The organism is Mammaliicoccus sp. C-M13 (genome assembly GCF_022386845.1).
Lineage (GTDB): Bacteria > Bacillota > Bacilli > Staphylococcales > Staphylococcaceae > Mammaliicoccus > Mammaliicoccus lentus.
Genome location: NZ_JAJNHQ010000005.1, coordinates 108,371 through 121,159, shown reverse-complemented (window position 1 = coordinate 121,159; position 12,789 = coordinate 108,371). Strand labels below are relative to the sequence as shown.

Below are 12,789 nucleotides of genomic sequence, written 5' to 3'. Positions count from 1 at the left end.
AAACAATCAGGATTGTCGTTTGAGGAGGAATGTAAAATGTTAGAGCTCGATGCTATTACAACGTTGGCGCTAGCATGTGTCTTGCTTTTATTAGGGCAGGCAATTGTAAATAATGTTTCTATATTAATGAAATTATGTATACCTGCTCCAGTAATAGGTGGGTTAATTTTTGCAATTTTAGCAGCAATTTTACAATCAACAAACGTGGTTACAATAAAATTAGAATCTGAATTTATTCAAGATTTCTTTATGTTAGCATTCTTTACTACAATAGGTTTAGGAGCATCTTTAAAATTATTACGACTCGGCGGTAAAGTATTAATAGTATACTTTATTTTCTGTGGTATTTTGGCTACATGTCAAAACATTATTGGTGTTTCACTTTCAAAGGTGTTAAATATACCTCCGTTACTAGGTTTAACAGCAGGTTCTATGTCAATGGAAGGTGGACATGGGAACGCTGCAGCATATGGTAAAACTTTAGAAACTTTAGGCGTAGATTCAGCTGTTACTGCTGCGCTTGCTGCCGCTACGTTAGGATTAGTTGCAGGCGGATTAATAGGTGGTCCAGTTGTTAGATTCTTAATTAAAAAATTCGATTTAAAACCAGAGCAAGCAGAAGCTTCAGCTCTAGATTATAGTGATGTTGATTATAATAAAGAATTACATAGTAGAATGAATCCAACTACAGTATTTATCGTTCAATTTACAATTATCACTGTTAGTATGGCGATTGGTACATATTTAGCTGATACATTTACAGACTACACGGGTATTAATGTTCCTATTTATGTGGGCGCTATGTTTATAGCTGTTATTATCAGAAATATTTCGGACTATGGAAAATTAAACATTGTAGATATGAAAATTACAAACCGAGTTAGTGATGTATCATTGAGCTTGTTCTTATCAATTGCTTTAATGAGTATTAACTTAACAGAAATATATAATTTAGCGTTACCATTAACAATTATAGTATTAGTACAAATAGTATTTATTGTACTGTTCTCAGTATTTGTAGTGTTCCGCGCATTAGGGAAAAACTACGATGCAGCTGTTATGATCGGTGGATTTATTGGTCACGGGTTAGGCGCAACACCAAACGCAATGGCAAACTTAGACGTTATTACAAAGAAATTTGGTGCCTCTCCAAAAGCTTATCTAGTTGTACCAGTCGTAGGTGCATTCTTAATAGACTTACTTGGCGTACCAATCGTAACGTTCTTTATTAATGTATTTAGTTAATAATAGTACATCGAAATAATTCTCCTAATCCACTCGATTAGGAGAATTTATTTATATATGGGCTTTATAAAATAATGTTTAAAATGCGGTTCGATAAATAAAAATTATCGAACTGCAAATGCGAAATACAGGTCGATAAATAAAAAATATCGAACCGCAAACATGAAATACGGTCCGATAAAATAAAATATCGAACCGCAAATTAAAATGAGGCTGAAACACCAATAGATGTTTCAGCCTCTATATTTATCTTGAAATCTTAGTTTAGTTTAAAGAAGTCATTTAATTCGTCAATATTTAAAATGTTACCTACGTAGAATGCTCCGAAGTCACCATATCTTGCTGATACTTCATCGAAACGCATTTCATAGATTAATTTTTTGAATTGTAGCATATCGTCGCTGAATAAAGTTACGCCCCACTCGTAGTCGTCCAATCCTACTGAACCGGTAATGAATTGTTTAACTTTACCAGCGTAACTGCGTCCGATTAAACCGTGTGAACGCATTAAGCTACGTCTATGTTCCATATCTAACATGTACCAGTTATCTTCACCGTCACGTCTTTTATCCATTGGATAGAAACAAACATATTCTGAACGTGGTACTTCAGGATATAATCTAGCTTTTACATATGGGTTTTCATATGGATCTTCATCTGAATCACCAGCTAGATAGTTAGATAATTCCACTATTGAAACATAAGAATATGTTGGAATTAAGAAATCACTAATATCTAATTTGTTTAATTCATTTTCTAAAGCATTTAATTGCTTAACATCAGGACGTAAGAACCATAACATTAAGTCTGCTTTTTGACCTGTTATGTTATAAAAAGCATGAGAGCCTTCTTTATTATTATGAACAGTTTCTAATCCTTCAAGGAATTTTTTAAACTCTTCAACTATCGTATTTCTATCATCTTCTGGCACAGTTTTTAGGCTTGTCCAATCTATTGCATAGAATAAATGTAAGCTGTACCAACCATCTAATGTTTTTGCTGCTTCGTTCATTATGATTTCGCTCCTTTTAGATTAATTCTTTTCTCTATCTAAGTTTATCATACTAGAAAAGAAATAGAGGACTCAACTTTTACAGTGTTGTGAAGAAAAGTACTTCGGACATGACGCACTGACTTATATTTAATTGTATTTTTAATGTTGTTGATTATCTTTTTTGTTTGGTGGATAATAATTAAATAAATATTATAAAAATATTTTAAATTAGATGCCTGAAAATTTTATTATATAGGAGTGTAAAAAGTGTATAAATTAGAGAGTGTATCGAAAAAGTATAGAGGGAAGTTTGCTGTTGAAAATCTTTCCTTTTCAGTAGCATCTGGTTCTATTACTGGTATTGTTGGTAAAAGTGGTTCTGGCAAAACAACGTTATTAAAGTTACTTAATTTTATAGAAAAGCCAACTGAAGGTAAAATTATTTTTGATGAACAAGAAATTAATAAGTTATCAAAAAAAGTGATTAGAAAGTATAAGGAAAGAATAGGTATGGTCTTTCAACATTATAATTTATTGAATAACTTAAATGTGTATCAAAATATAGCTTTGCCTTTGAAAATCATAAATGCAGAGAATGAGGATAGAGTGAAAGAACTTATTCAATTTGTTGGATTAGAAGATAAAATGAACGATTATCCTTCTAAATTATCAGGAGGCGAGAAACAACGTGTAGCATTAGCGAGATCTTTAGTTAGAAACCCAGATATATTGCTATGTGATGAAGCGACTAGCAGTTTAGATGAGAATAATACTGAAGAAATCATAAAAATGCTTAAGAAAATTAACAAAGAATATAGTATTACCATTATTTTTGTTACACATGAATTGAGTGTTGTTAAACAATTGTGTGAAGAAGTGTTTGTGATGGAGGACGGACAGTTGCTAGATATTATTGAAAATAAAAACAAAAGCATAGAAAAAAATACAGGTACTTATTTAGAAAATGTTAAACGGAGTATTGAAGGATGACTTTCTTTGAAAAAATAAATTATTACTTACCAGAATTACTTCAATCTTTGCAGGAAACTTGTATCATGCTAGGATTTTCCATGATTATTACTTTACTAATTGGTTTACCTTTAGGTATAGCTTTGTTTTTATCCAATCCAGGTATTAAAGAATTAAATAGAAATTATTATTGGTCTTTTAATTTTTTAATTACTTTTATTCGTTCATTTCCATATTTATTATTTGTCATCAGTTTAATTCCCTTAACTCGTTTAATTTTAGGGAGCGCTTTTGGTCCATACCCATCGATAATACCTTTAAGTATTGTAGGTATTGCTATTTTTTCAAGACTAGTAGAACAAGTTTTATTAGATATACCGATAGAAATAAAAGTTTTAGCTGAGTCGCTAGGTGCAACAAAATTAAAATATATATGGAATTTTCTTTTAGTTGAATCACGTAGCGGTATTATATTAGCTTATACGACAACGATAGTAAGCATGGTCTCATATTCAACAGTGATGGGCATTGTTGGTGGTGGAGGTATTGGAGATTTTGCTATTCGCTATGGTTATCAAAGTTATGAAACGGAAATAATGTATTTCGCAATTATCATCATTATTATTGCTGTATTTATCATTCAAATGTTAGGAAATAATATCTCTAGAAAATTAGATAAAAGAAAGTAGTGTAGACATGAAAAAAGTTTGGTTTATTTTTATATTGTTGTTTAGTGTCATTATCTCCGGTTGTGGAGCAAAAAAAGATAACGAAGATAAAGTGATTAAAGTTGCTTCACAAGCACCACCTATGACAGATGTTGTAAAAGTTGCAGCAAAAGAAGCGAAAAAAGAGGGTTGGGAAATCAAGCTTGTACAAGTAAATGATAACGTTGCTTATAATGATATGGTAAGTAGTAAAGAAGCAGACGCGAGCTTTGCACAGCATAAACCCTTTATGGAAAAATATAATAAAGAAAGAAAAGCGAATTTAGTTGATCTACAGCCTATATATGACGCAAAAGTAGGTTTTTATTCTAAAAAATATAAAGAAGTGAAAGATATCCCTAATGGAACGAAAGTCGCTATACCTAACGATATTTCAAATGAAGGTCGAGCTTTAGCGATATTAGAAGAACAAGGATTAATTAAATTAAAAGACGGAGTGGGCGTTAACGGTACAACTAAAGATGTTGTAGAGAATCCAAAAGATTTCCAATGGTTAAAAGTAGATTTATTAAATTTATCAGAAGCTTATAGCGAGTCAAAAGTATCTTTAGTTTATAATTATCCTACATATATTTCGAAAATCGGTTTAAAACCTTCTGATGCTTTATTTTTAGAAAAAAATATTGATTCTCGATTTTCTATTCAATTAGTAGCGCGTGAAGATAATAAAGATTCCGAAAAAATTAAAGAATTAAAGAAAGTTATGAAAAGTAAAGCAGTTAGTAAATATTTAAAAGAAGAACATAAAGATACATTGATTCCATCATTTTAAGATTCTCGATATATCCTATAGCCTACGATACATTTACAGTTCGAAAACGTGAAAATTTATGAAAAAATGTTATAATAATTAGTGGAAAAATAATAGTGAGAATATATAGGAGGCAATTATGTCTAAATTACTTAATGTCTTAAGCGACAAATTATCAGGTAAGAATGTACGTATCGTTTTACCAGAGGGTGACGATGCTCGTGTTTTAACAGCAGCAGTTAAATTACAAACTACAGATTTGGTTTCTCCAATCGTACTTGGTAATGAAGATAAAATTAAAGAAACAGCTGACGGTGCTAATTTATCAATAGAAGGTTTAACAATTATCAACCCAGAAACAAGCGAATTAAAAGCTGATTTAGTTGAGAAATTCGTTGAACGTCGTAAAGGTAAAGCGACTCAAGAACAAGCTGAAGAATTATTAAATAATGTAAACTACTTCGGTACAATGTTAGTTTATACAGATCAAGCTGATGGTTTAGTAAGTGGTGCTGCGCATTCTACTGCAGATACTGTGCGTCCAGCATTACAAATTATTAAAACTAAACCAGGTGTTACAAAAACATCAGGTGTATTCTTCATGACAAAAGGTGAAGAACAATATGTATTCGGTGATTGTGCCATTAACCCTGAATTAAACGCACAAGATTTAGCTGAAATCGCAATCGAAAGTGCTAAAACTGCACAAGCGTTCGGCATGTCTCCAAAAGTAGCGATGTTAAGTTTCTCTACTAAAGGTTCAGCAAAATCTCCAGATACTGAGAAAGTATCAGAAGCTGTACAAATAGCTCAAAATAATTTACAAGAAACAGACTTAAAAGATGTTGTATTAGACGGAGAATTCCAATTTGATGCAGCAATCGTTCCAGAAGTGGCAGCTAAAAAAGCGCCAAATTCTGATATACAAGGTGATGCAAATGTATTTATTTTCCCAAGCTTAGAAGCGGGTAACATTGGATACAAAATTGCACAACGTTTAGGTGGATACGATGCAGTTGGTCCTGTATTACAAGGCCTAAACGCACCAGTTAACGATTTATCACGTGGTTGTTCAGCAGAAGACGTATACAGTCTTTCAATCATTACAGCTGCTCAATCTCTATAATTATGGAAAACTTGCAAGATTATTTTACACAAGAATGGCGATACATTGACCACACTTCAGGACTGCAACCTATGCAGTCCTTTAGTTTCGATGATACATTTTGTGAACAAGTAGGTAACGACAATAGTCCAAGTGTTGTGCGCACATGGATACACAATCATGTTGTTATTTTAGGCATACATGATTCTAGACTTCCATATTTAAAAGACGGAATAGCATTCTTGAATGACGTTAAAGGATATAGCGCAATTGTAAGAAATTCGGGTGGTCTAGGAGTTGTGTTGGATAAAGGTGTTCTGAATATATCTTTAATATTTAAAGGTAGACATGATGTATCAATTGATACAGGCTATGAAGTGATGTTACGTCTTATACGTGAAATGTTCAAAGATGAAACAGATAAAATTGTAAATAAAGAAATCGCAGCATCATATTGCCCAGGAAGTTATGACTTAAGTATTGATAACAAAAAATTTGCAGGCATATCACAAAGAAGAGTACGCGGTGGCATAGCAGTGCAAATATATTTGTGTGTTGAAGGATCAGGTTCAGAAAGAGCTGAAATGATGAAGGAATTCTACCAACATGCTCTGAAAAATGAAAAAACAAAATTTATTTATCCTACAATTATTCCTGATTGCATGGCTTCTATAAATGAACTATTGAATACAGAATACACGACAAATGATATATTATTTAAATTATTAGGAAGCCTTAAAACATTAGGTGCAACTTTAAATATGGACCCAGTTTCCACAGAAGAATGGGCGTTATACGATAAATATTTCGAACGCATGATAGAGCGTAATAATAAAATGATACGCAATATGCAAAAATAATAAAATGACATTCTCAAAAATCTGTGAAGGTGGTATAATAATTTATTGCTAAAACAGAAAATATGAAAGGTGGGGAAACAAGTGCGAAATAAATTTCAATTATGCGATGACTGCCAAGCTGTCAATCTTCCATCATTAATGAAGAAAATTAAAAAATTAGATCCAGATGCGGAAATTGAAGTAGCATGTCAATCATATTGTGGTCCAGGTCGCAGAAAGACATTCGCATTCGTTAATAACCGCCCGTGTGCCGCTTTAACAGAAGATGAACTAATGGAAAAAATCCATAAACAACTTCAGAAAAAACGTAATCCAGAAGAAGAAGAGAGGTTACGACTTAGAAACGAAGAACGAAAACGTCGACAAAAAGAATTAGACGAAAAGCTTAATAAAAAATTGAAAAAGTAAAAAGAAAACCTACGAGCTAAAATTAGTTCGTAGGTTTTTAAATTTTAAATATTTTATTCGAATGTTATTAATATGTGTTAACATTCTTAACAAATAATACCTTTCCACAGGCTTTTCGGTTATAATTAAGTATTCTGAATATTATAGTTTTTTGTATATAAATGATATAATTATAAATAAAGATAGGATTTTAAAGTAATTTAATAATTGTCATTCGTTTAATAAAGTAAAGGCCAGTGAATGGCGTGGATGGTAGATAGAGGAGAGGTATTTATGACAAAGGTAAGGAAAGCAACAGTAGGGGATTATTCTGGAATTAAAAATGTAGCGTCTAAAGCTTGGTATGACACATATACGAATATTTATACAGCAAGTACTGTAACAGCATTTTTAAACGCTTCTTATTCTAAAGAGATGATAGAAAAGCGCATTAATGATTCTGATTTCTATGTTGCTGAAGAGGATGGAAAGATTATTGGCTTTGCTAATTTCATTAAAGGTACTGAGCTATATTTATCATCCCACTACGTACTGCCAGAAGCTCAACGAGATGGTTATGGTAAAGCCTTGTTGTATAAAGGTTTGAATAGTTATAAAGGTGAATATCATGAAGTATATTTAGAAGTAGATGGCAAAAATGATATCGGCATTGCTTTCTATAAGAAAGAAGGATTCGAAGTAGTGCGTGAATATGAAGAGTTACTTTTCGGAGAAACGATGCATACAACGCTCATGAAAAAAACTTTCTAGGAGGTAGAGGATAATGGAACAATCACTTAATAAATGGGTAGCACAATTTTATGAAGCATATGAGAATAAGACGATTATTCCTAATGGTGTTTTACCTTCGAATATCACAGAGAACGCTGCTTATGATGTTCAAGAAGGTGTTCTTCAGCGTAAAGAAGAAACTGAGTTGCATAAAGGATATAAAATTAGTTTAACAAGCCAAGAAACACGAGATATATTTTCTTCTACAACCCCTTTATATGGTGCGATGGGAGATACAACGATTTTCGGTAAACGTGTTCAGTTAAACGACTTAAATGAACCACTTATTGAAATGGAACTTGTATTTCTCGTTCAAGAAGAGTTAAACGAACAAAACAGTCTAGAAGATATTATGAATAAGTGCTTAATCGCACCAGGCATAGAGATACCAGATTCAAGATTTAGTAATTGGTTCCCTAACTTGAGTGTCACTGAAATTATAGCTGACAGTGCAGTGAGTGGTGGTGTTGTATATGGTGAGCCTAAACAATTATCATATGAAGATATTAATAATATTAAAGGGACTTTATATTTAGATGGTAAAGAAATTGCTTCTGGTGATAGTACAGAAGTTGAAGGCCATCCAGCAAAAGCAGTAAAATGGCTGATTTCTGAAATTAAAAAATATAACCGTTCATTGAAACCAGGTATGTTTGTTTCTAGCGGCACATTTATACTGCCTAAACCTTTAACTCAAGGGGTTTATAAAGCAGAATATGAAAATGTTGGTAACATTGAGTTTACAGTTGAGTAATAATTTCGAAAGGAGGAAACTAAGTGACTTATGAAGATTATGGGACGAAAAAATTAACAGAAGAAAAAGTTTTTAAAGATCCTGTGCATCGTTATATACATGTGAGCGATCAATTAATTTGGGATTTAATTAAAACTAAAGAATTTCAACGCTTAAGAAGAATCAAACAACTTGGAACATTATATTTATCTTTCCATACAGCTGAACATAGTCGCTTTGGTCACTCCTTAGGTGTTTATGAAATCGTAAGAAGAATGATAGATGAAGTATTTGTTGGAAGAGCGCAGTGGGACAATAAAGATAGACCACTTGCTTTGTGTGCAGCTTTACTACATGACTTAGGACATGGTCCTTTTTCTCATTGTTTTGAGAAAATATTTTTAACAGACCATGAACAATTTACGCAAGATATTATTAAAGGTGATACTGAAGTAAATGAAGTGCTGAGCAGAGTATCTCCAGATTTTCCAACTGAAGTTGCGGATGTAATTAATAAGACCCATAAAAATAAACTTGTTATTTCTATGATTTCTTCACAAATAGATGCCGATAGAATGGATTATTTACAACGAGACGCTTATTTCACGGGTGTGAGCTACGGTCAATTTGATATGGAACGCGTATTACGTTTGATGCGCCCTTCTAAAGATGAAGTGCTGATTAAAGAAAGCGGTATGCATGCAGTTGAAAATTTCTTGATGAGCCGATATCAAATGTATTGGCAAATTTATTTTCATCCAGTTAGCCGTGGTGGAGAAGTATTATTAAATAGATGTTTTAAACGTGCAAAAGTGCTTTATGATAATGGATACTCATTTAAAGAAGCACCGAAATATTTAATACCGTTTTTCGAAGGTGATGTAACAATTAAAGATTATATTCGTTTAGATGAATCAGTTGTTATGTACTATTTAGAAGAATGGACTGAAGAAGACGATGATATATTAAGTGATTTAAGTAAACGATTCGTCAATCGTGACTTATTTAAATATTTACCTTTCGATGGATCTATTATTACAATAGGTGAATTAACTGAGTTATTCGAAAAAGGTGGCATCGATCCGGAATATTACTTTGTTTGTGATTCATTTTCCGATTTGCCATACGACTATGATCGTCCTGGTTCAAATCGCCAACCAATACATTTATTACAAAAGACAGGTCATATTAAAGAGATAAGCAGCCAGTCAGTAATTATTCATAGTATTACTGGAATTAAACGTCTAGATTATAAATTATATTACCCGAAAGAACTCATTTTAGAAATGGAAGATGAAGATATTAAGGGAGATATCATCAATTTATTAAACGAATTGGTATAATTTACAAACTTGAATATTAATCTTAAACTCTAGTATGATATACACAAGAATTAAATGAGGTGAAATAATGGCTGAAAAGAAAGGCTTTCAATTTAACATTATTAAAAATGACCCACTAGATGGACATAAAGGTACGAATATAGGATCAATTAGCTTAGATAATGTAGCCCCTGTATTTGTTGATGTAACTGAACAAACAGCTTTTATAGATGTAGGTGCAATGCATGCAAGAGCTGAAGTTGAAAAGCGAGTTAAGTGGGTTAAAGATACGGAAGAAGTCAAAGGCGAAGACGCGAGAGAATATTGGCTTTGTTGGGTTACGACTGAACGTGGAGAACAAGGTCCATATTATGCAGGTTTAACGGGATGTTACTTATTAGTAAATAAACCGAAGAAACGTGGATTTAAGAGTATGCCTGAACATGTTAATATGATGGATAAATCCATGAAACACCAAATTAAAATTGACCAAATTGGTGATGAAAATCGTAAAGTACTCAAAAAATTCCTTCAAGAACATAACATGGAAATGTGGAATAATAGTAGCGATGAATTAAAGGCATCATTAGAGACAGACTAATTGTGACTATTTTGTGACTTAATTGTGAATTATAGCAATAAAAGTAAATTGCTATTGTCTTTTCTGAATTTCATCAGTAAAATAGTTGATAGCTACTATAGCTAGGACACTAAAGAAAGCAGGCGCTTTTAGCCCTGCTTTTTTTAATTTTATTTGTCATATATGCTATAATTATAACGGTTCTAAAACGGTGAGGTGAGATATGATGAAAGAAAATATCAGCGTTAATGTCAGACAAGTAGTTAAACAAAATGGCGATAAATCAACATTTCAAACTAATACTACAGGTACATATCACAAAAGGAATAGTGATATTATTAGGTATGAAGAAACAATAGATGACCAAGTTGTTAAGAACATGCTTAAAATAGACAAAACTGGCGTTAAAATTCACCGTACGGGTACAGTTAATACAACTTTTCATTTTGTAGAAGGTAAGGATACGGTTAGCTATTATGAAACTGAAGCGGGTCGTATGACTTTGAACGTCAAAACATTGTCAATCAAACACTTTATAGATGAAGAAAAAGGTAAATTAAAAATACACTATCAATTAAGTGATCCATCAGGCTTACTCGGAACATATCAATTTCAAATAAATTACAAGGAGATAAATGTATGAATATAATTGATCAAGTCAAAGAAACATTAATAGAAGAAATTAAAGGGAGTATATTAAAAGCTCAACTTGTAGATGAAGTACCCGAGATTAAAATTGAAACACCTAAAGATTCAACAAACGGAGATTATTCAACAAACATTGCAATGGTATTAACAAAAATAGCGCGTAAAAATCCACGTGAAATTGCTACACAAATTGTAGAAAATTTAGATACTACAAAAGCAAATGTAAAAAAAGTAGATATCGCTGGGCCTGGATTTATTAATTTTTACTTAGATCAACAATATTTAACAACTGTAATTGAAACAGCTTTAAATAAAGGAGAAACTTTTGGTCAAGCGGATGAATCTAAGAACGAAAGTATTATAGTAGAATATGTATCTGCAAATCCAACTGGTGATTTACACATCGGTCATGCTCGTAATGCTGCAGTTGGTGATACGCTATCTAATATTTTAAGTGCAGCAGGCTATGATGTAACTAGAGAATACTATATAAATGATGCAGGTAAACAAATTGAAAACTTAGCACAATCTATAGAAGCACGTTACGATCAAGCAATGGGTGTCGACACTGAATTACCCGAAGATGGTTATTACGGCAAAGATATCATCTCAATAGGGAAAGATTTAGCTGAGAAACATCCAGAAATTAAAGACCAACCAGAGGAAGAAAGAATTAAGACTTTCCGTAAACTTGGTTTAGATTATGAAATGGCTAAATTAAAAAATGATTTAAATGATTTTAATATACATTTTGATAGTTGGTTTAGTGAAACATCTTTATATGAAGCAAATGAAATTACAGCTGTACTTGATAAAATGACTGAACTTGGTTATACATTTGAGAAAGACGGCGCAACATGGTTAAGAACTACTGAATTTGGTGACGATAAAGATCGTGTACTTGTTAAACAAGACGGTACGTACACTTACTTCTTACCAGATATCGCATATCATTATGATAAAGTAGAACGTAAATTTGATAAATTAATCAATTTATTCGGTGCTGATCATCACGGTTATATAAACCGTCTTAAAGCATCTTTAGAAACATTTGGCGTTGACTCAAACCGTCTTGAAATCCAAATTATGCAAATGGTAAGATTATTACAAGATGGTGTAGAAGTTAAAATGAGTAAACGTACGGGTAATGCTATTACTTTACGAGATATTATGGATGAAGTTGGCGTTGATGCAGCGCGTTATTTCTTAACTATGCGTAGTCCTGATACTCATTTCGATTTTGATATGGAACTTGCGAAGAAAGAATCTCAAGATAATCCAGTTTATTATGCACAATATGCTCATGCGAGAATATCATCTATTATTCGCCAAGCAGAAGAAAAAGGCATTAAGCTAGATAAAGATGTTGATTTATCTTTAATTACGCATGATAAAGCTTTTGAATTATTGAAGAAAATTGCTGAATTTGAACCAACGATTGTATCAGCTGCAGAATCACGTAGTCCACATCGTATGACGAATTATATTCAAGATTTAGCTGCACAATTCCATAAATTCTATAACGCTGAAAAAGTATTAACAGATGATATAGAAAAGACAAAAGCACATTTAGCTTTAATCGAAGCAGCACGTATTACTTTACGTAACGCTTTAAAACTAATTGGTGTTTCTGCCCCAGAATCAATGTAATTTAATATATTGTTTTAATTGAGGT

14 protein-coding genes are annotated in these 12,789 nt (G+C 32.2%); 13 read left to right on the top strand and 1 reads right to left on the bottom strand.

What is annotated here, in order from left to right:
• The first annotated feature begins 36 nt into the window (after positions 1-36).
• Positions 37-1,245: a sodium/glutamate symporter gene (gene gltS / locus LQ615_RS05560; protein WP_064204229.1), complete on the top strand. Its 1,209-nt coding sequence runs from the start codon at positions 37-39 to the stop codon at positions 1,243-1,245.
• Positions 1,246-1,504: 259 nt separating this feature from the next.
• On the opposite strand, the gene hemQ is transcribed toward gltS, so the two are convergent.
• Entirely contained in the window at positions 1,505-2,257 is a 753-nt protein-coding gene (hemQ, locus tag LQ615_RS05555) for a hydrogen peroxide-dependent heme synthase (RefSeq protein WP_016999454.1), read from the bottom strand.
• A gap of 249 nt (positions 2,258-2,506) precedes the next feature.
• On the opposite strand from hemQ, the gene LQ615_RS05550 reads away from it, so the two are divergent.
• The 12 genes from LQ615_RS05550 (at position 2,507) to argS (ending at position 12,764) form a co-directional block, all read left to right on the top strand.
• The gene (locus LQ615_RS05550; RefSeq protein WP_064204228.1) at positions 2,507-3,229 is read left to right on the top strand and encodes a methionine ABC transporter ATP-binding protein; all 723 of its coding nucleotides are present in this window, start codon (positions 2,507-2,509) and stop codon (positions 3,227-3,229) included.
• Positions 3,226-3,897: a metal ABC transporter permease EmtB gene (gene emtB / locus LQ615_RS05545; protein ID WP_064204227.1), complete on the top strand. Its 672-nt coding sequence runs from the start codon at positions 3,226-3,228 to the stop codon at positions 3,895-3,897. Before LQ615_RS05550 ends, emtB begins: the two co-directional genes overlap by 4 nt.
• A 7-nt stretch (positions 3,898-3,904) precedes the next feature.
• Positions 3,905-4,708 carry a MetQ/NlpA family ABC transporter substrate-binding protein gene (locus tag LQ615_RS05540; protein ID WP_016999457.1) on the top strand — a complete coding sequence of 268 codons (804 nt, stop codon included), beginning with the start codon at positions 3,905-3,907 and terminating at the stop codon, positions 4,706-4,708.
• Between the two features lie 118 nt (positions 4,709-4,826).
• Positions 4,827-5,813 (top strand): phosphate acetyltransferase, encoded by a 987-nt coding sequence (gene pta, locus LQ615_RS05535; protein WP_016999458.1) that lies wholly within the window; start codon positions 4,827-4,829, stop codon positions 5,811-5,813.
• 2 nt (positions 5,814-5,815) lie between these two features.
• A complete protein-coding gene (locus tag LQ615_RS05530) occupies positions 5,816-6,652 on the top strand; it encodes a lipoate--protein ligase family protein (RefSeq protein ID WP_026023639.1) in 837 nt (278 codons plus the stop codon).
• A gap of 81 nt (positions 6,653-6,733) precedes the next feature.
• Positions 6,734-7,060: a YuzB family protein gene (locus tag LQ615_RS05525; protein ID WP_016999460.1), complete on the top strand. Its 327-nt coding sequence runs from the start codon at positions 6,734-6,736 to the stop codon at positions 7,058-7,060.
• A 273-nt stretch (positions 7,061-7,333) separates the two neighbouring features.
• Positions 7,334-7,810 carry a GNAT family N-acetyltransferase gene (locus LQ615_RS05520; protein WP_016999461.1) on the top strand — a complete coding sequence of 159 codons (477 nt, stop codon included), beginning with the start codon at positions 7,334-7,336 and terminating at the stop codon, positions 7,808-7,810.
• A 13-nt stretch (positions 7,811-7,823) separates the two neighbouring features.
• Complete coding sequence (locus tag LQ615_RS05515) at positions 7,824-8,585, top strand: 2-keto-4-pentenoate hydratase (protein ID WP_064204226.1); 762 nt, start codon at positions 7,824-7,826, stop codon at positions 8,583-8,585.
• 23 nt (positions 8,586-8,608) lie between these two features.
• Positions 8,609-9,907: an HD domain-containing protein gene (locus LQ615_RS05510; RefSeq protein WP_016999463.1), complete on the top strand. Its 1,299-nt coding sequence runs from the start codon at positions 8,609-8,611 to the stop codon at positions 9,905-9,907.
• Between the two features lie 67 nt (positions 9,908-9,974).
• Positions 9,975-10,487 (top strand): YwhD family protein, encoded by a 513-nt coding sequence (locus tag LQ615_RS05505; RefSeq protein WP_064204224.1) that lies wholly within the window; start codon positions 9,975-9,977, stop codon positions 10,485-10,487.
• 202 nt (positions 10,488-10,689) lie between these two features.
• Positions 10,690-11,109 (top strand): YwiB family protein, encoded by a 420-nt coding sequence (locus LQ615_RS05500; protein ID WP_231055916.1) that lies wholly within the window; start codon positions 10,690-10,692, stop codon positions 11,107-11,109.
• On the top strand, positions 11,106-12,764 hold the full coding sequence (gene argS / locus LQ615_RS05495; protein ID WP_070044973.1) for an arginine--tRNA ligase: 1,659 nt from the start codon (positions 11,106-11,108) through the stop codon (positions 12,762-12,764). The genes LQ615_RS05500 and argS overlap by 4 nt, the downstream gene beginning before the upstream one ends.
• Positions 12,765-12,789: the final 25 nt, after the last annotated feature.

Coding starts and splice junctions, on each gene's coding strand:
- gltS (WP_064204229.1), top strand. CDS start 37: ATGTTAGAGCTCGATGCTATTACAACGTTGGCGCTAGCATGTGTCTTG.
- hemQ (WP_016999454.1), bottom strand. CDS start 2,257: ATGAACGAAGCAGCAAAAACATTAGATGGTTGGTACAGCTTACATTTA.
- emtB (WP_064204227.1), top strand. CDS start 3,226: ATGACTTTCTTTGAAAAAATAAATTATTACTTACCAGAATTACTTCAA.
- LQ615_RS05540 (WP_016999457.1), top strand. CDS start 3,905: ATGAAAAAAGTTTGGTTTATTTTTATATTGTTGTTTAGTGTCATTATC.
- pta (WP_016999458.1), top strand. CDS start 4,827: ATGTCTAAATTACTTAATGTCTTAAGCGACAAATTATCAGGTAAGAAT.
- LQ615_RS05530 (WP_026023639.1), top strand. CDS start 5,816: ATGGAAAACTTGCAAGATTATTTTACACAAGAATGGCGATACATTGAC.
- LQ615_RS05520 (WP_016999461.1), top strand. CDS start 7,334: ATGACAAAGGTAAGGAAAGCAACAGTAGGGGATTATTCTGGAATTAAA.
- LQ615_RS05515 (WP_064204226.1), top strand. CDS start 7,824: ATGGAACAATCACTTAATAAATGGGTAGCACAATTTTATGAAGCATAT.
- LQ615_RS05505 (WP_064204224.1), top strand. CDS start 9,975: ATGGCTGAAAAGAAAGGCTTTCAATTTAACATTATTAAAAATGACCCA.
- LQ615_RS05500 (WP_231055916.1), top strand. CDS start 10,690: ATGATGAAAGAAAATATCAGCGTTAATGTCAGACAAGTAGTTAAACAA.
- argS (WP_070044973.1), top strand. CDS start 11,106: ATGAATATAATTGATCAAGTCAAAGAAACATTAATAGAAGAAATTAAA.